This window comes from Comamonas avium (assembly GCF_014836675.1).
GTDB classification, from domain to species: domain Bacteria; phylum Pseudomonadota; class Gammaproteobacteria; order Burkholderiales; family Burkholderiaceae_C; genus Comamonas; species Comamonas avium.
In genome coordinates, this window is the sequence record NZ_JACSQK010000001.1 from 183,246 (window position 1) to 208,233 (window position 24,988).

At 60.6% G+C, this 24,988-nt stretch carries 22 protein-coding genes; 10 read left to right on the forward strand and 12 right to left on the reverse strand.

Annotated elements, in window-relative coordinates; translation table 11 throughout:
• Positions 1-4: 4 nt before the first annotated feature.
• The 3 genes from H9646_RS00850 to H9646_RS00860 form a co-directional block, all read right to left on the reverse strand.
• A complete protein-coding gene (locus H9646_RS00850; protein WP_191721440.1) occupies positions 5-784 on the reverse strand; it encodes an alpha/beta fold hydrolase in 780 nt (259 codons plus the stop codon).
• A gap of 284 nt (positions 785-1,068) precedes the next feature.
• Positions 1,069-1,674: an HD domain-containing protein gene (locus tag H9646_RS00855; protein ID WP_191721441.1), complete on the reverse strand. Its 606-nt coding sequence runs from the start codon at positions 1,672-1,674 to the stop codon at positions 1,069-1,071.
• 82 nt (positions 1,675-1,756) lie between these two features.
• A complete protein-coding gene (locus H9646_RS00860; RefSeq protein ID WP_191721442.1) occupies positions 1,757-3,229 on the reverse strand; it encodes an aminotransferase-like domain-containing protein in 1,473 nt (490 codons plus the stop codon).
• An 88-nt stretch (positions 3,230-3,317) separates the two neighbouring features.
• On the opposite strand from H9646_RS00860, the gene H9646_RS00865 reads away from it, so the two are divergent.
• Both H9646_RS00865 and H9646_RS00870 read left to right on the forward strand, forming a co-directional pair.
• Positions 3,318-3,950, forward strand: a complete 633-nt coding sequence (locus H9646_RS00865; protein WP_191721443.1) for a LysE family translocator — start codon at positions 3,318-3,320, stop codon at positions 3,948-3,950.
• A gap of 15 nt (positions 3,951-3,965) precedes the next feature.
• Complete coding sequence (locus H9646_RS00870) at positions 3,966-4,112, forward strand: hypothetical protein (RefSeq protein ID WP_191721444.1); 147 nt, start codon at positions 3,966-3,968, stop codon at positions 4,110-4,112.
• On the opposite strand, the gene H9646_RS00875 is transcribed toward H9646_RS00870, so the two are convergent.
• From H9646_RS00875 to H9646_RS00910, 8 genes are all read right to left on the reverse strand, one after another.
• The gene (locus H9646_RS00875) at positions 4,109-5,521 is read right to left on the reverse strand and encodes an efflux transporter outer membrane subunit (RefSeq protein ID WP_191721445.1); all 1,413 of its coding nucleotides are present in this window, start codon (positions 5,519-5,521) and stop codon (positions 4,109-4,111) included. The genes H9646_RS00870 and H9646_RS00875 overlap by 4 nt on opposite strands.
• Positions 5,518-6,639 (reverse strand): HlyD family secretion protein, encoded by a 1,122-nt coding sequence (locus H9646_RS00880; protein ID WP_191721446.1) that lies wholly within the window; start codon positions 6,637-6,639, stop codon positions 5,518-5,520. Before H9646_RS00880 ends, H9646_RS00875 begins: the two co-directional genes overlap by 4 nt.
• A 21-nt stretch (positions 6,640-6,660) precedes the next feature.
• Positions 6,661-8,397: an MFS transporter gene (locus H9646_RS00885; RefSeq protein ID WP_191721447.1), complete on the reverse strand. Its 1,737-nt coding sequence runs from the start codon at positions 8,395-8,397 to the stop codon at positions 6,661-6,663.
• Positions 8,390-8,959, reverse strand: coding sequence for a TetR/AcrR family transcriptional regulator (locus H9646_RS00890; RefSeq protein WP_191721448.1), 570 nt, complete (start codon positions 8,957-8,959; stop codon positions 8,390-8,392). The genes H9646_RS00885 and H9646_RS00890 overlap by 8 nt, the downstream gene beginning before the upstream one ends.
• A 244-nt stretch (positions 8,960-9,203) precedes the next feature.
• The gene (locus H9646_RS00895; RefSeq protein WP_191721449.1) at positions 9,204-10,748 is read right to left on the reverse strand and encodes a methyl-accepting chemotaxis protein; all 1,545 of its coding nucleotides are present in this window, start codon (positions 10,746-10,748) and stop codon (positions 9,204-9,206) included.
• 324 nt (positions 10,749-11,072) lie between these two features.
• The gene (locus tag H9646_RS00900) at positions 11,073-14,783 is read right to left on the reverse strand and encodes a hybrid sensor histidine kinase/response regulator (protein ID WP_191721450.1); all 3,711 of its coding nucleotides are present in this window, start codon (positions 14,781-14,783) and stop codon (positions 11,073-11,075) included.
• 65 nt (positions 14,784-14,848) lie between these two features.
• Positions 14,849-15,229: a hypothetical protein gene (locus tag H9646_RS00905; protein ID WP_191721451.1), complete on the reverse strand. Its 381-nt coding sequence runs from the start codon at positions 15,227-15,229 to the stop codon at positions 14,849-14,851.
• Positions 15,230-15,353: 124 nt separating this feature from the next.
• A complete protein-coding gene (locus tag H9646_RS00910; RefSeq protein WP_191721452.1) occupies positions 15,354-16,298 on the reverse strand; it encodes an alpha/beta fold hydrolase in 945 nt (314 codons plus the stop codon).
• Between the two features lie 87 nt (positions 16,299-16,385).
• On the opposite strand from H9646_RS00910, the gene H9646_RS00915 reads away from it, so the two are divergent.
• From H9646_RS00915 to H9646_RS00940, 6 genes are all read left to right on the forward strand, one after another.
• A complete protein-coding gene (locus H9646_RS00915; protein WP_191721773.1) occupies positions 16,386-17,444 on the forward strand; it encodes an aldo/keto reductase in 1,059 nt (352 codons plus the stop codon).
• A 30-nt stretch (positions 17,445-17,474) separates the two neighbouring features.
• Positions 17,475-17,972 carry an aminoacyl-tRNA deacylase gene (locus tag H9646_RS00920; RefSeq protein WP_191721453.1) on the forward strand — a complete coding sequence of 166 codons (498 nt, stop codon included), beginning with the start codon at positions 17,475-17,477 and terminating at the stop codon, positions 17,970-17,972.
• Between the two features lie 73 nt (positions 17,973-18,045).
• On the forward strand, positions 18,046-18,720 hold the full coding sequence (plsY, locus tag H9646_RS00925; RefSeq protein ID WP_191721454.1) for a glycerol-3-phosphate 1-O-acyltransferase PlsY: 675 nt from the start codon (positions 18,046-18,048) through the stop codon (positions 18,718-18,720).
• Between the two features lie 278 nt (positions 18,721-18,998).
• On the forward strand, positions 18,999-20,273 hold the full coding sequence (locus H9646_RS00930) for a hydantoinase/carbamoylase family amidase (protein WP_191721455.1): 1,275 nt from the start codon (positions 18,999-19,001) through the stop codon (positions 20,271-20,273).
• Positions 20,274-20,288: 15 nt separating this feature from the next.
• Positions 20,289-21,194 carry a helix-turn-helix domain-containing protein gene (locus H9646_RS00935; protein ID WP_191721456.1) on the forward strand — a complete coding sequence of 302 codons (906 nt, stop codon included), beginning with the start codon at positions 20,289-20,291 and terminating at the stop codon, positions 21,192-21,194.
• 10 nt (positions 21,195-21,204) lie between these two features.
• The gene (locus tag H9646_RS00940; RefSeq protein ID WP_191721457.1) at positions 21,205-21,858 is read left to right on the forward strand and encodes an orotate phosphoribosyltransferase; all 654 of its coding nucleotides are present in this window, start codon (positions 21,205-21,207) and stop codon (positions 21,856-21,858) included.
• A gap of 384 nt (positions 21,859-22,242) precedes the next feature.
• Here H9646_RS00940 and H9646_RS00945 read toward each other — a convergent pair whose 3' ends face one another.
• Positions 22,243-22,857: an FMN-dependent NADH-azoreductase gene (locus tag H9646_RS00945; RefSeq protein WP_191721458.1), complete on the reverse strand. Its 615-nt coding sequence runs from the start codon at positions 22,855-22,857 to the stop codon at positions 22,243-22,245.
• A gap of 118 nt (positions 22,858-22,975) precedes the next feature.
• Between H9646_RS00945 and H9646_RS00950 the strand changes: the two genes are divergently transcribed.
• Complete coding sequence (locus H9646_RS00950; protein WP_191721459.1) at positions 22,976-23,893, forward strand: LysR family transcriptional regulator; 918 nt, start codon at positions 22,976-22,978, stop codon at positions 23,891-23,893.
• Positions 23,894-24,062: 169 nt separating this feature from the next.
• Positions 24,063-24,988: retention module-containing protein (locus H9646_RS00955; protein WP_191721460.1), on the forward strand; the 926-nt coding region annotated here is incomplete at its 3' end.

The following is a 24,988-nucleotide window of genomic DNA, read 5'->3' on the forward strand; positions in this document are numbered from 1 at the left end:
TGCTTTACTTAATCCACGTTTTGATCAAATCCAGCGTTTGAGGCAGTGCCTGCTTGTGGGGCACATGGCCGCAATCGGCAAGCAGATGCAGGCTGCTAGGCCCTTGCACCAGAGCGGCAATGGTCTGTGGGTGAATGGCAGTGCCATATTCATCCAGTTCACCGTGCAGGGCCAGCGTGGGGCATTGCACTTGCTGCAAAAAGGGGTCCAGCCGCCAGTGGGCAAACGCTTGAGACAGCCAGGTGTCTGTCCATGCGTGCAGCACCCAGTGGGCTTTGGCACCGTGGTATCTGGCCAGGCGATCCATGGCGCCGGGCTGGGCAAACTCTGCCTGGGCCTGGCGGATGCCTGTGAGGGTGCGCTTTTGTACAAACGTCTGGGCTGCGATGGTGATCAGCGCCTGACACTGGCGGGGGTAGGTGGCCGCGCAGCACACGGCCATGCCACCACCTACGCTGTGCCCCAGCGCCACAAAGGTCTGCAGACCAAAATGCGCCAGCACCGCTGCAAAGCCTTGGCGAGCTTCGTCGGCCACAAAGCTGGTGGGCAGGGTGCTGGGGTGGGCCGCAGATGCGCCAAAGCCCAGTCGGTCATAGGCAATGACGGTACGCCCGGTGGCCTGTGCCAGCTGCAGGGGAAAGTCACGCCACAGCGCCACGCAGCCCAAAGAGTCGTGCAGCAGCACCAAGGCTGCCCCGTGGGGTTGCTCGGGTGTCCAGCTTTGTGCAAACAGCAAGCCCTGGGGCGTGGCAATGTGGTGACTTTGAAGGTGCACGTCAGTCATGGGGCCGTGGGGGGATGGTTGAAACAACCCTGCATCGTCGTCGCCCGGAGGGTGTCAGCGCCAGTGCGCGCAGCGCGGCGATTGATGCATAGGTGACTTTCATTGGCGAATTTATGAGCTGTGGGCGCTTGTGCATCAAGGACCGTGGCGCTGTTTGGCAGTCAACGTTAAGTCGGGCCAATGGTGGCGGCGGTCTGTATATGTCGGGGAAATGCGGGCTGGATCATTGGCTTGCATCACCCCATCGTTTTGCAGCGACCGCCTTGCGCCACATGGGGCCGTGTCTACAGCGCAGGCTGCCCCAGCCATTGCTGTGCAAAGGCGGCCCTGAATTCCAGAATCCACGCCAAGCGCTCCTGCCCCAGGCGCTTGCCTGCGGTGGTTTGCATGCTGGCGGGCAGGGTTGCCAGTTTGACGGCAATGTGATCCAGGCTATAGCGGCCATCGTCCAGCGGGCGGGCGCTGGCCAGCGGATCGCCCGGGTGTGCCAGTGGGCGCCCGAGCTGTCCGCCCACGCTGAACATGCGCGCAATGCCCACGGGGCCCAGGGCATCCAGCCGGTCTGCGTCTTGCACGATCTGGGCTTCGATAGTTTGCGGCGCAATACCGGCAGAAAAACTGTGCGCCTCAATCGCATGGGCTACGGCAGGCAGTTTTGCCTCAGGAAAGCCTTCGCTGCGCAAAATGCCCAGTGCTTTTTCTGCAGCCATGCGTGAGGCCTGGTGGCGCTGCGCATGGTTCTTGGGCAGATTGACGCAGTCGTGCAACCGGCATGCGGCCTCTACCACCTGGGCATCGGCCTGCGGGTAATCGCGCAGCAGGGTTTGCGCAGTGGCCCATACGCGGGTGAGGTGCGAAATATCGTGAGCGGGGTCGTTATCAATAGACATTGAATGGCTTGAATAAAACTGTTATTTATATTTGAATGGTTCTGGTTATTAATAAATATTTAATCTATTAATTTGAAATCTATTAATTTGATTTGGCAATTTGCCTGAGCAGCAGCGCCATTTTTTGGCAGCCTGCTGTTTCATCGACCATCGACACCGGTAATCGCAACATGGTGGAAGGCTGCTGGTTGGCCGAGAACAGCACGCCCGGTGCCAGCAGCACACCCTGCGCTGCGGCCTTGCGTGCCAGCACTTCGGTATCTTGCTGGGCATCTACCCACACAAACATGCCTGCCAGTGGCTCCTGGTGCACTTTCAGACCCATGCTTTCCACCATCTTCAGGCAGCGGTGGCGGGTTTCATCCAGACGCTCGCGCAGGCGCAGCACGTGTTTGCGGTATTGACCGTCGGCCAGAATGCGGTGCACCACGCGCTCGCCCAGTTCGGGGCTGGTCAGGCCGCTGAGCAGTTTGGCATCGGTCAGCGCGCGAATGCGCTCGGGCTTGGCCGCGATATAGCCCACGCGCAGGCTGCCAGCCAGTGTTTTGGAGAAACCACCCAGCAAGATGACGCGCCGCAGCCGGTCCAGCGTGGACAGCCGCATGGGGTGTTGCGGGGCAAAGTCAGCGTAGGTGTCGTCTTCCAGCACCAGAAAGTCGTGCTGCTCGGCCAGGCGCAGCACGTCATAGGCCACGGGCAGCGACAGGCCAAAGCCCGTCGGGTTGTGCACCACCGTGTTGGTGATGAACATTTTGGGCCTGTGGGTGGCGGCCAGATGTTCCAGCACTGCCAGATCAGGCCCATCGCGCAGGCGTGGCACGGCCAGCATCTGCACGCCCAGGGCGCGCAGCATGCCAAACACCATGAACCAGGTCGGGTCCTCGACCAAAACCGTATCGCCGGGGCGCAGCGTGCTGCGCAGCACCAGGTCCATGCCCTGGGTGACGCCGGTGACCGTCATCAACTCTTGCTCGGGGTCTACCGTCAGCCCTTGCGCCAGCAGGTGGGCCGACAGTTGCTGGCGCAAGGGCGCGTAGCCTTGGGGTGCGCCATAGCCCAGCAGTTGCACGCCTGCGCTGCGTCCCACACTGCGTACGGCGGCGTTGAGCATGTCGTGGTCCATCCAGTTGGCAGGCAAGATGCCGGTGCTGCCATCGAGCTGCGTACCTTCGGTGGGACGGAACATGCTGCGCAGCAAAAAAGGCGTATCAAACGCCGCATCGGCAGAGAGGATGGGGGTTTTGAGTGATTTTCCCGTTTGCACAAGGTGTGGGCTGCGCTGCGCGCTGACAAAAAAACCGGCTCCCGGACGTGAATGGGCCACGCCTTGGGCAACCAGCCGGTCATAGGCCTGCACCACGGTGTCGCGGCTGACGCCGGCACTGTCAGACAGCTCGCGTACTGAGGGCAGGCGCGTGCCCGCACGCAGGCTGTGATGGTGCAGCAATTGCAGGCAGTGCTGCACCAGTTGCTCCACCAAAGGGGGCATGCCGGGTGCGCGCTGTGCTTGCCAGCCCAGCGCATTGCTGGCAACTGTTCGGGTATTTTGAGCCATACAGCAGGTAAATCGACTTGTGAAACTGTATTGGTACTGTACGGTTAAACGCCTCTAGCATGCAAGCACTGATGACCCGGAGCTTGCCATGAACCTGCCACTCGAACTGTCCACCCTGTCTGCCAATCCCGTGCTGTTGCCGCTGGCGACGTTTATTTTTGTCAGCTCCATCACCCCCGGCCCCAACAACGTGATGCTGACGGCCTCGGGTGCCAACTTTGGCTACAAACGCAGCGTGCCGCACATGCTGGGTATTACTGTGGGAGGCACCATCATGCTGCTGCTGGTGGGGGCGGGGCTGGGGGCGTTGTTTGAGCAAGTGCCCCAGCTGTACACCGTGCTGCAGTACATAGGTGCCGCCTACCTGATCTGGCTGGCATGGAAGATTGCCACTTCAGGCCGTGCGCAAGTGGCCGATGCCCGGCCCAAGCCGTTTAATTTCTGGCAGGCCGCGGCTTTCCAATGGGTGAACCCCAAGGCGTGGCTGATGTCTGTGGGCGTGGTGGCTGCGTATACCTCGCCCAGCGCGTACTGGGCCAGTTTGGCGGTGGGCGCGGTGGTGATGCTGATCGTGAACTACCCCTGCATCAGCGCCTGGACTTTGTTTGGCAGTGCCATTGGCCGCTGGCTGCAGTCACCGCGTGCACTGCAAATTTTTAATGGAGTGATGGCGTTGCTGCTGCTGCTGTCGCTGTACCCACTGTTTGCCGGGGTGCATTGAAAGCACAAAAACCGCATGAACTGCGGTTTTTGTGGGGTGCAAAGCGCTGGTGCCAAATCGGCTGGCGCTGCGGCTGCTGATGCAGCCACCAGCTCTTTGGGGCAGTGGCTGGCTCGCCACTTTGGCTTGGTCTGCGCGCTAGCCGTGCAGAACGGCTCTTAAGAATGTGTGGAGGCAGCGCTCCAGCCACCGCCCAGCGCTTTATACAGCTGCACGCGGTTGTCCAGCTCTGCCTGACGCAGTCTGACCACTTCAAGCTGTGCAGCGTACAGGTTGCGCTGTGCATCCAGCTCTTCAAGGTAGGAGGCGTAGCCTGCCTCATAGCGGTCGTGCGCAAAGCCCAGCGATTGCTGCAGCACATCACGGCGCTCGGTGGCAAATTGCGATTGCTGGGCCAGACGGCGGGTGCCGGTCAGTGCATTTTCTACATCGGCAAAGGCGCTGAGTACAGCAGCGCGGTAGGCGTAAGCGGCCTGATCGCGCTGCGCGGCAGCGGCATCGAGCTGTGCATGCAGGCGACCACCATTGAACAGCGGGGCCAGCAGGCTGCCACCCAGCCCCCACAGCGTCAGCGGGTTGTAGTCCAGGCTGTTGATCAGCAGGCTGCCCACGTTGGCGCTGAGGCTGACCTGTGGCAAAAAGGCCGCGCGCTGGGCGCTGAGGCTGTGGTCGCTGGCAGCCAGTGTGTGGGCAGCGCGGGCGATGTCAGGGCGCCGCTGCAGCAGTTGCGAGGGCAGGCTGGCGGGCACAGGGGGCAGTTGCAGGTCTTGCCAGTCGGTAGTGGCAGCAGGCGGTGTGCCGCCTCCGGCCTGTCCCAGCAGCAGGTGCAGGGTGCTGCGCTGCTTGTCGATCTGCCACAGTAACTGCTGCACCTGTTGCTGCACGCTGGCGTATTCCGATTGCGCCTGCGTCAGCTGCAACTGCGAGCTGTAGCCCACGCGCACCTGGTCTTGCGCCAGTTCAAGGGCTTGCGCACGCGATTGCACCGTGGCCTGGCTGATAGCCAGCTGGGTCTGCAGCGCCCGCAGGCCCACATAGGTTTGCACCGTAGTGGCAGCCACGCTCAGTGCCATGGCATCACGGTCTGCCTGACTGGCCTGTACGCGCGCGCTGGCAGCCTGGCTTTGCGCGGACAGGCGGCCCCAAACATCCAGCTCCCAGCTGGCTTGCAGGCCGGGCTGAAAGCTGCGGCTGTGCGTGGGGCCCGCAGCTGCCAGGCTGCGCGCTGCCTGTGCTGTGAGCGTGGCGTTGACTTGCGGGCTGCGTGCGCCATCGGTGAAGGCCAGGTTGGCCTGTGCTTCCTGCACGCGGGCCATGGCACTGAGTACATCGGTGTTGTTGGCCAGCGCCTGAGCGACCAGGGCATTGAGCTGGGCATCGCCCAGTTGTGTCCACCAATCGGTAGCAACAGCTCGAGATTGCTCGGTGCCTGCGGCCAGAGGTTCACTCCATTGCGCGGGTAGCACGGCCCGTGCGTTGTCAGGCATGGCGGCAGGCATGGGCGCGCAAGCACTCAGGCTGAGGGCGGCGGCCAGCAAAGTGCCGGCGGTGGCAATGCGGCGCGGCATCATGGCTGCAGTCCCTGACTGCCCGTATCCACGTGGGCGACGACGGACATGCCCGCACGCAGGCGCTGGGCCAGGGCCTGATCGGCATCAATCGCAATTTTGACGGGCAGGCGCTGTACCACCTTGGTGAAGTTGCCGGTGGCGTTGTCGGCCTTCAGTACGGTGAACTCTGAACCTGTGGCCGGCGCAATCTCCTGCACTTTGCCGGTAAGTTCTGCGCTGTCCAGCCCATCGACGGTGAAATGGGCGCTCTGGCCAATGCGCACGTGTGCTGTTTGGGTTTCCTTGAAGTTGGCAACGACCCACAACTGGGGTGGAACAACATAGAGCAACTGGCTGCCCGCTGCGACGTACTGGCCCTGGCGTGCAGAGACCTCGCTGACTTGCCCATCGCTGGGGGCGTGCACGGTGGTGTTGTCCAGGTTGATCTGTGCCTGGTGTACCTGGGCCTGTGCCATTTGCACGGCAGCTTGGAGCGCTGCGCGGTTCACAGCTGTGGCTTTGATGGTCTCTTGCCCAATGGTGATGTCAGCCCGGGCTTTGTCGGTGTTGGCACTGGCCAGGCGTGCGGTTGCACGGACCTTGTCGCGCTCGTTGAGGGAGACGGAGCCTCGCTGGGCCAGATCTTGCACACGGTGCAGCTCTGCCTGGGCGCGCTCAGATTCTGCCTGGGTGGCGCTGAGCGTCGCCTGCCTGGCTTTGAGGCTGGCGTGATTTTGTGCCTGCGTCTGCGTGGCATTGGCCAGCTGGGCCTGGGCGCTGGCCAGTTGCGCCTGTGCCTGTGCCAAAGCGGCTTCGTAGGTGCGGCTGTCAATCTTGACCAGCGGCTGGCCAGCACGCACATGTTCGTAGTCTTTGACCAGCACTTCGGTCACATAGCCATTGACCTGGGGGGCCAGCACCGTGATCTGGCCACGCACATATGCGTTGTTGGTGGAGATGTCTGCGCTCTGGAATGGGCCAAGATGCCATGCGCGCAGCACCAGCACGATACCAAGCAGGGCCACCACTGCCATGAGCAGGGCGCTGCGTACAGTCGGGCGCTCTTTCTTGGGCGTGGGTGATGGCGAGGGTGCCGCAGCAGTGGCTGCTGGAGAGGGTGAAGCAGATGTTGTGCTCATACGAATGCAATGTTGTTGGTTTTATCGGGAAGGCGGTGTGCTGGTGCTGACCGGGGGGGCGCCCCCTTCGTCATCAGGCTCCATGGCAGCGTCAGTCCCCATGTCGTGGGTGGTGCTGGCTGCGCGGCGCGCCGCTTGAGATGCGGCCAGCTTGGCGCGGCCCAGCAGCAGTACCGACCACAGCAGATAGCTCAGAGCCGCCATGGCAATCACACGAAAGACGTCATTGAAAGCCTGTACATGGGCCTCGCGCCGCACAATCTGAGCAAGCTGTGCGCTGGCTTGTGCGGCACGCTGGGCACTGTCTGTGATGTAAGGGGCCAGTGCCTGCTGCTGCAGTTGCAGGCGCTGTGCCACCAGCGGGTGGGTGGGGTCGATCTGCTCGACCAAGGCCACGGAATACGCTTGCTCGCGGTAGGTCTGGTAGGTGCCCAGCAAGGCAGAGCCCATCAAGCCGCCCAGCGTTTGCGTCAAAGAGATGGTCACGATGGCGGTCAGCATGAAATGGGGGCCGTTTTTAAGGCCCTGGGCAATGCCTTGCAGCATCAACGGGCCCATGAACATGCCTGAACCCATGGCCAGAAAAAACTGGCTGACATAAAAATTGGCAGGTCTGTCCAGACTGCTGCGGTCAAAGTCCATGATGGCTGCCACGCCCAGCAAGACAATCGCCGCCAGCAATTGCTTGCCCGCGGTTTCAAGGCCGAACGTCAGCGCCGAAGCTCCAATGCCAAGCACGGTGCCGATCAAAATGACGATGAACAGTGGCTGCATCTGCTCGGCCGTCATGCCCAGTGTGCGCATCAGGCCGACCACTCCGTAGCTTTGCTCTGTCGTCAAGAAACGCAGCACGATGGCGCCAATCACAAAGCGGATGGTGGCCCCCTGTGCAAACCAGCGTGTGTGCAGCAGCGGGTTGGGGCGGTGGTGCTCCAGATACAGGCCGGCACAGATCAGACTGATGGCTGCCATCAGCATCCAGGCCAGCTCAGGTGCGTTGAACCACCAGCGGGTGGTGCCCTGCACCAGAACCGCCACCAGCAAGCCCACGCCGGGAATGAGCAGGCCCATGGTGAGAAAGTCGCGTGGCTCAAAGGCTTTGAGGTGCACACCCGCAGGCAGTTTGAGCATGACTACGGCTGCAAACGCCAGCAAGGCCAGACCAGCTTCAAGCATGTAGAGGTTTTGCCACTGCCCGTGATTGAGCAGGCTGGGTGACAGGATCCAGGCCAGTGGCGTGGCCAGCTGGCTGATGCCCACGCCCAGCACCAGCATCTTGAGCACGTAAGTGCGTGGCAGGGCCTGCAGCATGTACAGCGTACCCAGCGAAGTGCAGGCAGCGGCAGCCAGGCCACTGGCCGCACGCAGCCACAGCAGGCTGGCGCTGCTGCCCAGCACCAGATGCAGCAGACACAGCAATGCATAAGCGCCGAGACTGATTTCTGTGAACAGGCGCATGCCGTATTGCTGGCGAAACTTGTAGATCAGCAAGTTGGCCGTGACATTGAACGTCACAAAGGCACCGGTCAGCCACGCCGCTTCGCTGCTGGTCAGCCCCATCTGCCCTTGAATGGTGGGCAGATTGGCTGTGAACAGTGCGTTGCCCAAACCTCCAGTAATGCCCACCAGTATGGCAACCAGGGCATAACACACGCGTTCCCAGGCCGCGTGCGAGAGCATGGCCGGTGAGCCGGGCAAGGCCGGTTTTTCGTGCTCTTCCCAGTCTGGTGGGCGGCGCAGGTAGACGGTTTCAGTCATCGAGCGGGTCGGGGCGCAGGCCACGGCGTAGCAGGCCCAGTGCCTGATTGGCAAGACGGCGGCGGTCGGCATCGGTGTTGCCGCGCAAGGCGGCCCCCAGCATGCCAGACAGCAAGGCGATGTCCTGCGGCTGCACATCGCAGCGCACCAGACCATGGGCCTGGGCTTTTTTCAGCGCCGGCGCAAAGCTTTCCTTGAAGCGCTGGCGTGCGTGTGTAAAGCGGGGGTCATTCAGACCCGTGGTGCGCCAGTAGTCCGACAGAGCAGGCGAGCGCACGATGCGCTCGGCCAGGTGTTCCAGCAAGATAAAGAAGGCCTCGGGCTGCGCGCTCAAACTCTGTGCTTTTTCATACAGACGCTCGCAGGAGCGTTCCAGCAGTGCCAGCAAGATGGCATGGCGGTCCGGGAACTGGCGGTACAGCGTGGCTCTGCCAACGCCGGCATGCGCCACCACCAGCTCCAGCGGGGCGTTGACGCCATGGGTGGTAAAGACGGCGTCTGCCGCATCTAGCAATTGCACACGGCGGGTTTCGGCATCAGGCCGTTTGGTGGGGGATGGCATAGGGGAAGTATTTTCGGACAATTTTGTCCGTTATGGGGTCGGCCGTAATTACCCATGCGGCAGGGCTGGTTTCCAGCAGGCAGGACAACAGCTATCTGTATGGCTTGGGCAACTGCTGACGCAGGCGCTCAAGGGGCAGCCTGTTTGTTCCCGGGGCCTGCCAGCGCCATGCTAGATACATCGTTACTTGGCCGTGCCGTACTTTTGTACGGTTGACGGCTTTGCCGGGTGCTGCTGGCAGCGCTTAGTGAAATACGCTGACGGCTTCGACCAGACGCTGGGTCTGGTTTTCCAGGCTTTGCGCTGCTGCGGCACTTTGTTCAACCAAGGCAGCGTTTTGCTGGGTGATGGAATCCATCTGACCGACGGACTGGTTGGCCTCCAAAATGCCGTCGCGCTGCTCGCGTGTGGCGGCGCTGATGTCGGTAATCAACACCGATACCTGCTGCACCTGCTGCACGATGGATTCAATCTCAGCCTGTGTGCTGGCAACCAAGGCGGTGCCGCTTTGCACTTTGTTGACGCAAGTGCCAATCAGTGTCTTGATTTCTTTGGCTGCTGAGGCGCTGCGCTGGGCCAGAGCGCGTACTTCGGAGGCAACGACCGCAAAACCGCGCCCTTGCTCGCCTGCGCGGGCCGCTTCAACGGCGGCATTGAGCGCCAGAATATTGGTTTGAAAAGCGATGGAGTCGATGGCGCCGATGATGTCGTTCATGCGGTTGGAGCTGGCAGAAATCTCTGCCATCACCTCTGAAACCTTGTGCATGGCCTGACCGCCCTGATTGGCTGTGGTGGATGACTTTTGCGCCAGTTGTGTGGCCTGTGCCGAGGTGCCCGCGTTGTTTTCGACCGTGCTGGTCATTTGCTCCATGAACGACGCGGTTTGCTGCACGCTGGCAGCCGATCGCTCGGTGCGTTCGCTCAAATCGAGATTGCCCTTGGCAATTTCTTCAACGGCTGTGCGCACATTCATCACTTGCTGGCTGACATCGTCGATCAGCCAGCGAAACATCAGGCCCAGCTGGCTGATGGTGCGCATGGTGGTGCCGATCTCGTCCACACGGTCCACGTTCAGTGCAGCACGGTTACTGCCCGTGGCGACATCCAGCGCTTGCTGGCGCAGTTGCTCGATAGGGCGCGCAAATTGCATCTCCAGCAGCACATTGCCCATGGCAAAAATCAGCGTCAGCAAACCTGCCAGGCTGTACCCCGCAGGGTTGATGCCTTGCACTGCCAGTACCCCAGCAAGCGCCAGCAGCCATAGCCCCAGCATGTTGAGCCGCACCCGCGCGCGCACAGACATGAGTTTGCCGGCAGACACAATCTTCAACAGCCCCTTGCGCACCACAATGCCTTTGTAAATGCGTGTGCCTGTGGCTTTGCCTGCACACATGGCCGCGTACAGGGCGCCAGCGGCCTGTGTTTCTTGTGCAGTGGGTTTGGTGCGCACGGACATGAAGCCTTTGACCGCACCATTGCGCATGATGGGAATGGCGTTGGCGCGTACCCAATAAAAGTCACCGTTTTGGCGGCGGTTTTTGACCAGCGCGCTCCAGGGCTCGCCAGCTTTGAGGGTGGCCCACATGTCGGCAAATGCCTCGGGTGGCATATCGGGGTGGCGCACGATGTTGTGCGGCTGGCCTTGCAGCTCTTCCAGCGTATAGCCGCTGGCGCTGACAAAGGCGGCATTGGCATAGCTGATGTGGCTGTGTGGATCGGTGGTGGACATCAACGTTGCGTTGTCTGCCATCACATATTCATTGCTGGTAACTGGCTGGTTGTTGCGCATGGATGTCTCTAGTCCTCACTTCGAGCCTGATGGCCGCATGGTCAGTGCAAGAGTTGCAAACAACCACAGGGTGGTGCTTGATGGGCTCCGTCACAGAGCGAGCGGGCTGGGTTTTCGCAGGACGGCAAACGGAGATGCCCGCGCTACGAAAAATGCAGCGTATTTGCGAGTTGTTACATCCAGCGTAGGAAATTTACCCTATGGATTTAAAGCAATTGCTGACTTGAGGCGCTGCGGAACGGATATACGGCGTGCAGTCAATCCCCGTAGGGAGGTGTTTTCCGGCTCGACCGGGGCCGCAATCCCTGAACCGCCGCGCCTTATTTACTGCGCCACAACCGTTGTGCAGTAACGGCGTACCTGGGCCAGCAATTGGTTGGGCGAGTAGGGCTTGGTCAGAAATGCCTGAGCGCCCAGATCCAGCGCTTTTTGGCTGACGGGGCCTGCAATGTGCGCAGTCAGCATGACGATGGGCAATTGCTTGAAGCGGGCCTCTGCCCTCACACGGCGCAGCAGCTCCATGCCGTCCATGTTGGGCATTTCCACATCGGCAATTAACAGCGCGGGGGCATTGTCTGCTTGCAGCCACTGCAGTGCTTCCAGTCCATCGGCGGCAGTGGCGACACGGTAGCCATTGGTTTGCAGCAAATGCTGGGCCAGGCGGCGCACGCTCAGTGAGTCATCGGCCAGCAGTATCAGGGGACGATCGGGTGCATTGTCTGCAGCAATGGGCACATTTTCTGCCGCATCGTGCCGTGCCAGCAAGCGTGCTTCGTGGGCGCTGAGCACGGCTGCAGGCTCATACACCTGCAGCACCTGCCCAGACGGCTGCGCGGCCGTACCCAGCAGGCCAGGTACGGGCACTTCCATATCTGTGGGGGGCTGCAGCGTCACTTCCTGCGTGCCCAGTACCTCATCGACCACCAGGCCCCAGCGTGCGCTGTCGCTGCGCACGATCAGCAGGCTGCGCTGGCCGTCCAGTGTGGGCTCCATGCTGTGCGCCGATTGCTGCCACACGGCACCTGCCCAGTACACCGGCAAAGGGCCGGATGCATCGTCTTGCAAGACCCCTTGTGACAGGGCTTGCGTGGCGGTGTCCACAGCAATGCGGCGCACGGTCTCAAGGCTGCGCGCCGGCAAGGCAACGCGCCAGCTGCCTGCGCGCAAAGCCACCACCTGCTCCACCTGCGGAGGGGCAGGCAAGGTAATGTCAAACCGGCAGCCTTGCCCTGCAGCACTGGTAATGCGCAGTTTCCCGCCCAGACTGGCAATGGTGTCAGCCACCACATCCATCCCGATGCCGCGGCCAGCCAGTTCGGTGACGGCCGTGGCTGTGCTCAGACCCGGCTGCAAGATCAGCTGTGCTGCGCGGGCGTTGTCTCTGGTCTCGTCTGCAGCGATCAGCCCTAATGCCAGGGCCTTGCTGCAAATGGCCGCAACGTTCAGCCCCGCTCCATCGTCTTGCAGACTGAGCAGCTGTTGCTGGCCGGCATTGTGCAGACGGATGTGAATTTTTCCTGTTTCAGCTTTTTGGGCGCTTTGGCGGGCCTGCGCGGCTTCAATACCGTGTGCTACGCAGTTGCGCAGCAGGTGCTCCAGCGCTGGCGTCAGGGCATCCAGCACGCTGTGCTCCATCTGGGTGTCTATGCCTTGCCAGACCAGCTCCACAGGTTTGCCTGTGTCCTGTGCTGCCAGCTGTGCGCAGTGGGTCAGCCGCTCCTGAATGTGAGCCAGAGGTCGCAAACGTGCGTAGAGCAAGGTGTGTTGCAAAGCGCGCAGGTGGCCCGCATGGGTGCTGAGCGCGTTGTGGGTATCAGCCACGCCATGCTGCAGCTGCTGCTGGGCGGTGCCTAAATCGTCGGTGCAGTCATTGAGGCCATGCACCAGGGCATGCAGCTCTTCATGCCATTCATACGGCAGCTCTACATCGCCATGCAGCATGAGTGAATCGGCCCAGGCAGCACAGTCTTTGATGTGCGTACGCAGTTTTTGCAAGCCTGCGGCAATTTCGTTCAAAGACAGCTGGCTGGCCGTCAGTGCCTGCTGGCCAGCGTCTTGGGTGCTCCACAAGGCCTGTGCATGGCGGCCCACGGTCTCCAGCGGGTTCTGGTTCAGACGGCTTTGCAGGTGATCCGGATGGCGGTCGGCCATCTCTTGCTGCAACGCGACAAAGGCAATGCGCAAGGCCTCCAGAGGCTGCGGCAATGATGCCGGGCCACGTGGCCCGTGATGGGGCTGCACATCCAGGGCCAAGCCTTCCAGCGCGTGCACCTGGCTGGCCCAGGCCATGACACCTGCCAGACGTGCACTGCCTTTGAGGGTGTGCAGGCTGCGCAGCAAGATTTGTCGTGCGCTCTGGTCCTGGGGAGATTGTTGCCACTGTTTGAGCGCGCTTTGCAGTCTGGGCCAGACGCTGAGCATTTCTTCTTCAAAAACAGAAAAATGCATGGCATCCAGCACAGGCGCTGGTGCGGGTGGCTCAGCCTCCAGGGCCAGTGCGGCTTCGTCCTGCGCTGGTTCAGCTGCAACTGGGTTGCCGGTTAAGGCGTCCACAGCCTTGCCATCGTGTGGCGTGGGGTCTGACTCAGGCAGGTCTTGAACAGGGGGAGGGGCAGTTGTCTCTGGCAGCTGTGCGCACAGGCTGTACAGCGCCTCCATCACCTGAGGGTGCGCGCGGCGCATAAAACCTGCGGCGAACTGGTGCAGCAGGCGGTGAATTTCTTCGCTGGCGTGCTGGCAGGTTTGGCGCTGTGCCGGGTGCGAATCTGCGCGCATGCGCTGCAGGCAGCGCTGCAGCAAGTGAGACAGGGTGGCAATCTCTGTGCAGCCTGATGCCCAGGCCAGACGCGACAGCTCTGCTGCTTGCTCGACAGCTTCTTGCGGCAAGACTGCGCTTTCATCGGTCAGCCACGCGGCGATGCTGGACTCCAGTTGCTGCGACAGCAGTTCGGCCGCATGCAAAAAATCAAGGTCTGGTGCAAGCTGCGCTGTGGTGGCAAGGCCTTGCAAAAGGGTCTCGGTAGGCTGAATTTCTGGAGCCGCTTGAAAGGCAGGCAGTGCTGCAAGGCTCTGAGGTGCAGCGGGCGGCTGGTGCAGCGCTACGCGGCCTTCTGGCGTATCCAGCATGAATGTTTCAGTGGCTGTCTCCGCTTGCAGGGCAGCCTTTGCGGCTGCTATGGGCTGGCAATGCTGGTGCACCACTGCCAGTGCAGCAGGCAGGCTTTGCTGGCGCTGCATGGCAGCATCGGTGGCTTGTGCACAGAAGAACAGCAAGTCACGCGCCAGTGCGGGTGCTGGTACTTCCTGCCCTTTGGCAAAGCTGGCGTAGTGCGCAAGCAGGCGCGAGGCCAGACGTTTGGCGTAAAGGTCCAGCTCCAGCAGGCCGTATTCCAGCGCTTGCAGCCATGCCGCAGCCAGATGCCAGGTGGTGGCATCTGCCGCATGGGCAGACAGACCCAGACTCAGCTGCTGCAGCGTGGTGCAAAACGCGGGGTTGCCGGTCTGCAGCAGCGCCAGCACATGCTGGTCAAGCAGGGCGCGCAGCTCAGCGCAGGGCGGGGTGGCTTCAACGCCCTGGGGTGCTGTGAGTGTGGGCGTGGGCCAGGGGCTATCCCACAGGTCGGCGGGATGGGCGATGTCTTTGCCGCTGAGTTTGGTCAGTGCGCGGTAGCTGGCAAAAAGGTCCTGCGGGCAGGTGGGCTCCCCGCGTTGCATTGCCTGTAAAAAAGCATGGGCATCGCGGGCGGCCAGCTGCAGCAGTTCGCCCGTTTTATCTGCCGGCACCTCGCCAGTTGTGGCGTAGTGCAGCAGGGGCACTTCCATGGCCTGCATGAGGGTGGCCAGACTGTTGAGCTGCACCACTTGCAAGGCATTGACCATTTGCTGCAGCAGTTGCTTGGCTTGCAGCGCTTGCACCACGCTGGCGGGCGGCAGCATGTGCGTCAGATCCTGCACCATGGCGGTCACGGAGGGCAAGAGCAGCTGGCGGGGGTCTAGCGGGGCAGTGTCTGTGGACGGCTGCGCGGTCTCAGTCATGGGCAAGCGTTGTGGCGGATAAGGACTGGCGTGGACTATAGGGTGCATTGGCCCCAAGGCCCTGTTTATTCGACAAACTTGCCGTTTTCTTTGCGCCGCTGGCGCACGCCTTTGCGGATAAACATGTCAATGCCGGGAAAAGAGATGAAAGGCTGGCTCATGTCGCCGTGGACATGGGTGTTGAGTCGCAGGGGCAGATCGGCCAGCAGCGCCTGCACGGTCTGCACTTCGGGCGTGACCGTGCCTTTTTGCGTGCTGATGAAGTCTTGCAGATAGCGGCGCACTTCCACTTCAAGCTGCTCCAGGGTGGCGGGTGCACCGATGTACTCGGGCTTGGCAGCGCCAGCCACTTCGGTGCCAAAGAGGTAGCAGCCTATGTAGTCGCGGAAGGTTTCGCCCACGTTGGGGCCTTTGGTGAGTTTGCGCAGCAAGTCGGTGAGCCACATGGCAGCAGGCTTTCATAACAGCAGGCGCAAAAACAAGAGCTGCTTGCGCATGCAAATCAAGGGTTATAGGTTGAAATGTACCGCAAAGCCTTGAAATGAAAGCGCTAACTGCTTCTGATTTGATTTACTCAGTGCTGCGCGTGGGCTCAGGCTGGCAGAAGTCTTCAATCATCTGCGCCACTCGCTGGGGCTGGTCGTGGTGCAGCATGTGGCCTGCATCATCGAGCTGGGCAATGCGGCAGTGGGGTACGGCTTTCAGGCGTTCGTGGTACTGGGCCAGACTGTACCGGTCTTTCCACCACTGACCCAGACTGTCAGCCGTGGCCTCCACGGCCAGCACGGGTGCGGTGATGGCTGCGTAATGTGCCAGGGTTTCGTCCAGCCGGAACAGCTGGGGGTTGACGATCTTGTGCGCGGCATCACCCAAAATGGCCCAGCGGCCCTGCGCATTGGGGGCCGCCCATTCACCGGCCAGCCACAGCGCTTTGTCTGCGCTCAGGCGGTGGTTGGTTTTTTGCAGGCGTGCTGCCACGGCCTGCACGCTGTCGTAGGTTTTGAGCTCAATTGCACCGCTGTGCAAGGCTTTGAGCTCATCGAGCCACTGGGCCATGCGTTCAGGCGCTTGCGCGGGCTGGGTGGCAGGCAGGCCAAAGCCTTCCAGATTGATCACACGGCGAATGCGTGCAGGGCGAGCCCCTGCGTACAGCATGACCACGTTGCCGCCCATGCTGTGCCCCACCAGATCCACCATTTGCCCTTCGGGGGCGTAATGCTCCAGCAGGGCGTCCAGATCACCCAGGTAGTCAGCAAAGCTGTAGCTGTCGCTGGGTGAGGGGGGCATGCTGTGGCCAAAGCCACGCCAGTCAGGGGCAATGATGTGGCGACCGGTAAAAAAGGCTTCACTCAAGGCGTCCACCACAAACTGGTAGGACGCGCCCACATCCATCCAGCCATGCAGTAACACCAGCGGCGGCACATCAGCGCGAGGCTGGCCCCACGTGCGCACCCGGTAGGTCATGTGGCGAATGGGCAGGTCTTGGGTGGTGCTGGGGCGCAAAGGGGTATACATGCGGTGCATTATTTGTGCAGTCGGTACTGACCACAGTCAAGATGGCGACGCAGCGCTCTACACTTGCTGGCTATGAATAGCCCAATGATGAACCCCGTGCGGCTGGGCCGCAGTGATTTGATGGTCAGCCCCATTTGCCTGGGCACCATGACTTTTGGCGAGCAGGTCAGCGAGCGCGAAGCCTTCGCCATCATGGACCGCGCGCTGGAGCGTGGCGTGAATTTCTGGGATACGGCCGAGATGTATGCCGTACCTGCACGCGCTGAAACCTTCGGTGCGACGGAGACCATCATTGGCAACTGGCTGGCAGCGCGCCCCGGTGTGCGCGAAAAGATCGTGCTGGCAACCAAGGTGGCGGGCCCCTCGCGAGGCATGCCCTGGATTCGCGAAGGCGCAGGCATGACAGCGGCGGACATTGTGGCCTCGTGCGAGGGCAGCTTGCGCCGTCTGCAAACCGATGTGATTGATCTCTACCAGATTCACTGGCCCGAGCGGCATGCCCCGGCCTTTGGCAACCTGTATTACGACCCTGCCAAGGAAGTGACGCAGACGTCCATCCATACGCAGCTGGAGACGCTCGCTCAGCTGGTACAGCAGGGCAAGATTCGCAACGTGGGCTTGTCCAACGAAACGCCTTATGGCGTGCATGAGTTTGTGCGTCTGGCCGAGCAATACGGCCTGCCACGCGTGGCCAGCGTGCAAAACCCGTACTGCCTGATTAACCGCAGCTGGGACAACGCCATGGATGAAAGCTGCGACCGTCTGGGCGTGAGCTTGCTGGCATATTCGCCGCTGGGCGTGGGTTTGCTGACGGGCAAATACGACGCATCGGGCACCACCGGTCCTGACGCCCCGCAAGGCACGCGGCTGGCTTATCCCTCGGTACAAAAGCAGCGCTGGGGCCGCCCAGAAGCGCTGGAGACGGCGCGCCTGTACAACGCCTTGGCGCGCGAGCATGGCCTGACTGCAACTCAGCTGGCACTGGCCTTTTGCTACCGCAGCTGGCGCGTGGCCAGCACCATCATTGGTGTGACCAGTCTGGCGCAGCTGGATGAAAATCTGGATGCCTGGAGCGTGCAGCTGACACCAGAGCTGTTGAGCCAGGTGGATGCACTGCGCTGGAAATTTCGCGACCCAGGGCAGTAATAAGCCGCCCACCCAACGTTCTTCTAGCCAATGGCAAAAAAAGACAAAGTCCATGTGAGCGAAACGCCGGCTACGCACATGCTCAAAGCCCATAAAGTGGTGTTTACCGAACATCCTTATGAGTATGTGGAGCACGGCGGCACTTCAGAATCTGCCAAGCAACTGGGGCTCGATGAGCACGCCGTGGTGAAAACCCTGGTCATGCAAGACCAGGATGCCAAGCCGCTGATTGTGCTGATGCACGGTGACTGCACCGTCTCCACCAAAAATCTGGCGCGCCAGATCGGTGCCAAGAGCGTAGAGCCCTGCAAGCCTGAGGTAGCCAGTCGCCACAGTGGCTATCTGGTGGGGGGCACTTCGCCGTTTGGGCTGCGCAAGCCCATGCCGGTGTATATCGAGCAATCCATTTTGGAGCTGCCGCGCATTGCCATCAATGGTGGGCGGCGCGGTTTTCTGGTGCAGCTGGATCCAAGGGTTTGTGTGGACTTGCTGGGTGCCAGGCCCGTGCAGTGCGCGCTGGCACAATAAGCACTTTGGCACCTGGTGCTGTAGAAACCCACATAACAAAAGTCTGCCCTGAAGGCAGGCAAGGATTGCAGTTTTGAATTCCGTATTACCTGTATTGGCCACCGTGGTGGCCTATTTGATTGGATCGCTGTCGTTTGCGGTCATTGTCAGCTCTGTCATGGGGCTCAATGACCCGCGCTCCTACGGCAGTGGCAACCCTGGCGCAACCAATGTGCTGCGCTCAGGCAGCAAAACCGCCGCAGCACTGACGCTGCTGCTGGATGCCGTCAAGGGTCTGGTGCCCGTGCTGCTGGTGAAGTACTGGGGTCCTGAATATGGCCTGCACGAAGGTACGTTGGCACTGGTGGCCATTGCAGCTTTTCTGGGACACCTGTTCCCGATCTTCTTCAAATTCAAGGGTGGCAAAGGCGTTGCCACTGCGCTGGGCGTGCTGCTGGGCCTGAGCGGCTGGCTGGGTCTGCTGGTGTTGCTGACATGGTTGGCGGTAGCTGTTGTCACGCGCTATTCATCACTGTCGGCACTGCTGGCTGCCGTGCTTGCACCGGTGTATTACGTGCTGTTTGGCGCAAGCCTTTGGGATTATGAAAAACCGGTGCTGCTGGCAGTGATTGCCATGTCGGCATTGCTGCTGTGGCGCCATGCAGAGAACATCAGCCGCTTGCTCAAAGGTCAGGAAAGCAAGATCGGCAGCAAGAAAGACAAGGCGGCGGTTGCTCCCGCTGTGAAAAAGTCCAGGCCTAAACGCTAAGCTTTGTGGTCTTCTGTGCCATCCATGCCCGCCCTGTGCGGGCATTTTTCATGGTGTGGCCCTTGGCTGGGGGCATGCCACAGGCCGCAGTCTGAACCGTAGCAATTGGTACTGCGCCTTGTGGGGCATGTCAGATGGAGATGCCTTGGTGTCAAAAAAGATACTGAAAATTCAAATTCAGCACTTAATTGCGGGAAGTACGTATCTTTTTTGAGATTAGCATGTGTCCTTAGCAACCCTGAAAGCCTGTACGCACGTTGGAGTGCAGGCATGTTGATATGGAACTGCAGTCTTTACAGCCCCTTGCACAGCAATTGTTTGCGGATGTCCGTGCGCTGACATTTGATGGCGTCGGTGTCACCCGTGCCAGCTATGGTGAAGGCGAGAACGCCTGCGCCGCCTACCTCGATACCTTCGCGCGCAAAGAAGGTCTGGAGGTTGCTACCGACCGCGCGGGCAATTTCATTTATTTTGACCCTGCAGACACCCGCACCACACCGGCCATCTGGTCGGGCTCGCACCTGGATTCAGTGCCCCAGGGCGGCAACTATGATGGTTTGGCTGGTGTGGTGGCAGGCTTGCTGGTGCTGATTGCCGCCAAGCGCGCTGGCACGACGCTGCCCGCGCCACTGAAAGTGATTGGTTTTCGCGGTGAAGAAAGTGCGTGGTTTGGCAAGGCCTACATGGGCTCAGGCGCGTTGTGGGGCAAGTTGTCGTCCGCTGATCTGGAGCTGCAGCGCCGTGGCGATGCCATCAGCCTGCGCGATGCCTTCAAGGCCTGCGGCGCTGATGTCGACGCCATCAGCCGCCAGGAAAAACTCTTCAACCCAGCCGATGTGCTGGCCTACGTAGAGCTGCACATTGAGCAAGGCCCGGTGATGGTGGCGCGCGAAATCCCGGTGGGTGTCGTCAGCGGCATTCGCGGCAATGTGCGTCACAACAAGATTGAGTGCTTTGGCGAGGCCCAGCACTCGGGCGTGGTGCCCCGCTGGCTGCGAAAGGATGCGGTGTTTGCCGTATCAGATCTGATTGTGCGCGTAGACAACCACTGGCGCGCACTGCTGGAGCGCGGCACCGATCTGGTGGTCACTTGCGGTGTGGTGCAGACCAACCCGGCCGAGCATTCCATCTCGCGTGTGCCTGGCTACGCCCACTTCAGTTTTGAAGCACGCAGCAAGAGCAGCGACACGCTGGAGGCCTTCTACCAGCTGGTGCAGGCCGAGATGAACTCCATTGAGCGTGAGCGCGGCGTGCAGTTCAAGGCTGACCGCCGTTTGCTCAGCGAGCCTGCCATCACTGATCCGCATTTGTGCGACCTGATGGCCAAGGCCTGCCGTGACCGCGGTATTGCGCATGAGCGCATTCCCAGTGGCGCAGGCCATGATGCGGCCTTGTTTGCCAACGGCGGCATCCCTTCGGCCATGGTGTTTGTACGCAACCAAAATGGCTCGCACAACCCATATGAAGCCATGGAGCTGTCGGACTTTATGCTTGGCACGCAGGTGATGGCAGATACGATTGCCGCCATCACCCCACGCGCTGCATCGCACTAGTGGTCCCAGCTTTTTATGCCAGCTTCTGCCTTTACCTCCCACATTGACTACGCTGCCATGGGCGACCGGCTGCGCGCCTACCGCATGGGCGCGGGCCTGCAAGCCGATGAAGTGGCGCAGCAACTGGGAGTATCGCGTGCGGTGGTCTACCGCATGGAAAAAGGCGAAATTGTCAAAATCGACACGCTGGAGCGTCTGGCGCATTTGCTGGGCACCAGCCTGGCATCGCTGCTGGGCGTGGAGGCGGAGTACTACGCCTCAGCCTTGGCACTGTTTGAGCGCATGCGCCAGATTGAGCAAACCTCAGAGCGCATCCTGGCGCACTTTGAGCCGATCTCGGTGCTGCTCATGTCTGAGCAGTATCTGGGCTATCTGGCCTTGATGCTGGAGGAAGCCTTGCCGCAAGGCACGGATGCCAGCGCCCAAGCCCAGCAAACGCACCAGATCATGGACATTTTGCGCGAGCGCAAGCTCAACTTTGAGCGGCGCAAGCCCCACATCGTCAGCTTGATTGGCCTGCGCGAGCTAGAGCGTTTTGTGCAAACCGGGTTGATTGGCCGCATGGACATGCCCGCCCAGGTGCGCCGCGAGCGCAGGCAGGCGGCGCACCATGAAGTGCTGCGCATTGCCGAGCTGATGGACAGCGAGCCCTGGTATGCGCAAGTAGGGCTGGTGGATGACGCCATGCCCTCGGCCACCTACCAGGTGCTGATCGGAGCCGGCCACCGGGTGCTGATGCACAGCCCATTTCGCCTGGGCGAGTTGCCCAACGTGCGCAACGGCATGGCCATGGTTACCGCCTCGCAAGAAGCCGTGGCGCTGCACGAACGCATGACCACACATTTATGGGCCACGGCCAGCAAAGGCAAAGCGGGCGCGCAGCGCCTGCGTGATTTGCTGGCACGTTGCCCCATTGCCTAGAAAGAACACCATGAATGAATCTTTGAGCCAACAAGCCGCAGCATGGTTGCTGGATGCCGGTTGCGTGGAAGTGCGCACCGATGCGCCATTTTTGCTCCCCTCGGGCTGGGCCAGCCCGGTGTACATGGATGCTACGCGGCTGATTTCGCTGCCCACTATTCGTCGCGGCTTGATGAAGCAGGGCGTGCAGCGCTTGCTCGATGCCGGCGCGCTGCAGGGCCTGAGCGCCGTGGCCGGCGGCGAATCCAGTGGCATTGCCTTTGCCGCATGGTTTGCTGAAAAGCTGGACATGCCCTTGCAGTACGTGCGCAAGCGCGCTGTGGGCAGCCGCCAGATTGAAGGCGTGGTCGAGCAGGGCGGCAAAGTGCTGCTGGTGGATGACATGGTCTCTGCCGGGCAGTACAAGCTGAGCTTTATCGACGCCCTGCGTGCCCAGGGTGCACGCGTAGAAGACCTGTTTGTCGTGTTTGACTACGGCTGCTTTGGCTCTGATACCGTGCTGTCCCAGCACGGTGTGCGCGTGCATGCGCTGTGCAACTGGCAAGACGTGCTGGCCATGGCTTTTCAGCGGGGTGGCTTTTCGGTCGAGCAGCTGGCCATCTGGCAAGCCTTCCTGCAAAACCCCGCCAAGTGGTCGCTGGCGCACGGCGGTATTGGCAAGTAAAGCGTTCGTATATTAAAAATAATAGCTGATATCGCTTATAAATAAAAGGTTTCAAATAGTTTTATATCTGAAAACGTTATGTAGTAAGCGTTGGTAGCTCCTTTATTAATGCACATGCTCGCTGCATCGTGCTGTATGAGTTTTTCGGCCAGCGTCCGGCAATTGTTGGGGTTCAGTCGCCGTGTGGTGCGTTAATGAGGTGATTGAGTTACGTACCGCAGTCAGCGCAGTACCGGCGTTGTGCCAGGTTTGTAACGGCCTTGCACGGACTGGTGTTGTGGTGCCAACTGCACAGCACAGCACGCAGTACACAACATGACCGGCGTAACAACAAAAAAAGCCTGCTCGAATGAGCAGGCTTTTTGCATGGCGCAGGCGCTGTGATTAAGCGGCTGTCACAGCCTTCACATCGTTAGCAGCGCTGGCAAATGCAGAGGCCACGGCTTCAGGGCCCATACCCAGACCCTCGGCGCGCACAAAGCGCACATCGGTGATGCCAAAGAAGCCCAGCACTACCTTCAGGTAGCTTTCTTGGTGCTCCAGCGCCTGCATGGCTTCGGAGGTGGAGTACACGCCACCACGGCTGGAAGCCACGATCACGGTCTTGCCCTTGGCCAGACCTTCGGGGCCACTGGCTGTGTAGCGGAAAGTGCGTCCGGGCTGGGCCAGGCGGTCAATCCAGGCCTTCAGCTGAGAAGGAATGGAGAAATTGTAGAAAGGCGCGCCAATCACAATCACGTCGGCAGACAGAAACTGGCTCACCAGTTGCTCGGACACAGCATTCTCTGCAGTTTGCTCAGCGCTCAGGCCTTCAGTCTGGCCCGTACGCGGTGCCATCGCAGCCATGGTGAAGTGGTTGGGGGCCTGAGCGACCAAATCCAGATATTCCACTTCAGTGTCTGGGTGCTTGGCGGTCCAGGCAGCCACAATTTGCTGTGTCAGCTTGCGCGACGCAGAGTTATCGCCAGTGATGGATGAGTCAACGTGCAGTAGTTTCAAGGTGTGCTCCTGAGAATTTGGTTCGATGGGCTGAAGTATGGATTACACACTTAAATTTGATAAGTCTGCATTAATGCGATAGATTGTTCTAAATTTGGAACAATTAAGGAGTCGTTTCATGCAAGACCTCAACGACATGCTGTACTTTGCCGAGGTGGTAGAGCGCGGGGGATTCGCAGCGGCCGGGCGTGCGCTGGGGATTCCCAAGTCACGCCTGTCGCGTCGGGTGGCAGAACTGGAAGCTTTGCTGGGCGTGCGACTTTTGCAGCGCACCACGCGCAAGCTGTCACTGACCGAGGTGGGCGCCGCCTATTTGCGCCATTGTCAAGCCATGCGTGATGCGGCACAGGCGGCGCTGGATACGGTTCAGCAGGTGCAGAGCGAGCCCCGTGGCACGGTGCGTGTGAGCTGTCCTGTCACTCTGTCGCAAACAGTGCTGGCACCGCTGATCCCCCGCTATCTGGAGCGCTACCCCGAGGTGCGTGTCGAGATGACCGTGGTGAACCGCCCTGTCAACGTGGTGGAAGAGGGCATTGATGTGGCCCTGCGTGTGCGCGCTTCGCTGGAAGACAGCGCCAGCATGGTGGTCAAGCGGCTGGATGTGGCCAATCAGATTTTGCTGGCCAGCCCGCAGTACCTGGTGCGGGCAGGGGTGCCTGCAGCGCCACAAGATCTGCTGCAGCACCAAGTGCTTTCCATGTCGTCCTTTGAAGGCGTTGCACATTGGCGGCTGCGCAGTGATACGGGTGCCGAGGTGCAACTGCAGCCACAGGTTCGCTACATGGCAGATGATTTGATGACATTGAAGCTGGCAGTCTTGGGTGGTGCCGGTGTGTGCTATCTGCCCGATTACATGTGTGAGGCTGAAATCAAGCGCGGTGAGCTGGTGGTTGTCCTGCCGCAGTGGCGCTTTCCACCGGGCATCGTGCACGCGGTATTTAGCTCTCGGCGCGGGCTGACGCCAGCGGTGCGCAGTTTTTTGGATTTTCTCGGAGAGTTCATGCCAGGCACCAGTGGTGCAGTGGCGGCACATTAAGTGCTGCAAGGGCGCGTACGCTGGAGTGGCTTAAAGCATTGGGTATTGGCTTTGCGGCCAATAGCATTACCCCTAGTTTTTTCTTAGTATCTAAACGTATTCGGGTGTTTGCCCGCGGGTCGCTACCACGGGTAGTGTGAGTGCAATCTAAGAAAAGTTAGGACAGTCAATGGCAACGGTAGTGGTGGTGAAGCTGACAGGGCAAGCATGGGTACGTGACAACAATAATGGAACACTGATACCGCTGACAGAAGGCATGGAGATTGCGGAAAATGCCAACGTCGTGACAGCCTCGGGTGCTCAAGTGCAGTTGCAGGCGCAAGGTCAGACGCTTATTACGGTGGACTCCGGCCAGGACATGAGCTTGAATGCGGAGCTTTTTACAAGCACCTTGCCGCAAGAAGCTGCTGTGGCAGCGTTAGCGCCTTCAGAGATTGATGGTCTGATTGCCGCCATCAATCAGGGTCAAGATCCTTTTGCAGATCTGGAGGCTCCGGCCGCAACACTGGGTGGTGGCGAAGCTGGCGGCAGCACATTTGTGCGTCTGGCCAATGTTCTGGAAGCCACCATTCCGCTGGACCTTGCATACCCGCGCTCGATCACTGCGCTGGATGCTGATCGTTTATCTGGTGGCGCTGTACCAGAAGAATCCGCAGCCGAAACACCCGCCACCCCTTATGCAGGGAAGGTGCAACTTTCCAGCACCCCTCAGGTGGTGGAAGGTGGAGGCATCACGATCACTGCCACAGTGGACCAGCCACCTGTTGGCACAGACTTGGTCATCACCCTGAAAACAGGCGAGGTCATCACCATACTTGTGGGCTCATACACGGGCTCAGTTATCGTCGGAAGCCGAGTGGATGATGTGTACATCCAGGGAACGAATACCCAGACTTTTGAAATTGGCTCCACATCAGGTGGCGGCTATGACACCTTGGACAGCAACACCAGCACCCAAACTCAGGTGGTTGATGACGTAGACACGGTCAAAGTGACCTTGGTGGGTACCAACGCCGTCGAAGGCAGCACGAACGTGACCGTGGGCGGCAGCCTTGACCATGCCCCACAAACCGAACTGGTGGTGACGCTGAGCAA

Bases quoted from the DNA above. Each gene is read 5' to 3' on its own strand.
- H9646_RS00850 (WP_191721440.1), bottom strand. From the start codon at position 784: ATGACTGACGTGCACCTTCAAAGTCACCACATTGCCACGCCCCAGGGC.
- H9646_RS00855 (WP_191721441.1), bottom strand. From the start codon at position 1,674: ATGTCTATTGATAACGACCCCGCTCACGATATTTCGCACCTCACCCGC.
- H9646_RS00860 (WP_191721442.1), bottom strand. From the start codon at position 3,229: ATGGCTCAAAATACCCGAACAGTTGCCAGCAATGCGCTGGGCTGGCAA.
- H9646_RS00865 (WP_191721443.1), top strand. From the start codon at position 3,318: ATGAACCTGCCACTCGAACTGTCCACCCTGTCTGCCAATCCCGTGCTG.
- H9646_RS00870 (WP_191721444.1), top strand. From the start codon at position 3,966: ATGAACTGCGGTTTTTGTGGGGTGCAAAGCGCTGGTGCCAAATCGGCT.
- H9646_RS00875 (WP_191721445.1), bottom strand. From the start codon at position 5,521: ATGATGCCGCGCCGCATTGCCACCGCCGGCACTTTGCTGGCCGCCGCC.
- H9646_RS00880 (WP_191721446.1), bottom strand. From the start codon at position 6,639: ATGAGCACAACATCTGCTTCACCCTCTCCAGCAGCCACTGCTGCGGCA.
- H9646_RS00885 (WP_191721447.1), bottom strand. From the start codon at position 8,397: ATGACTGAAACCGTCTACCTGCGCCGCCCACCAGACTGGGAAGAGCAC.
- H9646_RS00890 (WP_191721448.1), bottom strand. From the start codon at position 8,959: ATGCCATCCCCCACCAAACGGCCTGATGCCGAAACCCGCCGTGTGCAA.
- H9646_RS00895 (WP_191721449.1), bottom strand. From the start codon at position 10,748: ATGCGCAACAACCAGCCAGTTACCAGCAATGAATATGTGATGGCAGAC.
- H9646_RS00900 (WP_191721450.1), bottom strand. From the start codon at position 14,783: ATGACTGAGACCGCGCAGCCGTCCACAGACACTGCCCCGCTAGACCCC.
- H9646_RS00905 (WP_191721451.1), bottom strand. From the start codon at position 15,229: ATGTGGCTCACCGACTTGCTGCGCAAACTCACCAAAGGCCCCAACGTG.
- H9646_RS00910 (WP_191721452.1), bottom strand. From the start codon at position 16,298: ATGTATACCCCTTTGCGCCCCAGCACCACCCAAGACCTGCCCATTCGC.
- H9646_RS00915 (WP_191721773.1), top strand. From the start codon at position 16,386: ATGAACCCCGTGCGGCTGGGCCGCAGTGATTTGATGGTCAGCCCCATT.
- H9646_RS00920 (WP_191721453.1), top strand. From the start codon at position 17,475: ATGGCAAAAAAAGACAAAGTCCATGTGAGCGAAACGCCGGCTACGCAC.
- H9646_RS00930 (WP_191721455.1), top strand. From the start codon at position 18,999: ATGGAACTGCAGTCTTTACAGCCCCTTGCACAGCAATTGTTTGCGGAT.
- H9646_RS00935 (WP_191721456.1), top strand. From the start codon at position 20,289: ATGCCAGCTTCTGCCTTTACCTCCCACATTGACTACGCTGCCATGGGC.
- H9646_RS00940 (WP_191721457.1), top strand. From the start codon at position 21,205: ATGAATGAATCTTTGAGCCAACAAGCCGCAGCATGGTTGCTGGATGCC.
- H9646_RS00950 (WP_191721459.1), top strand. From the start codon at position 22,976: ATGCAAGACCTCAACGACATGCTGTACTTTGCCGAGGTGGTAGAGCGC.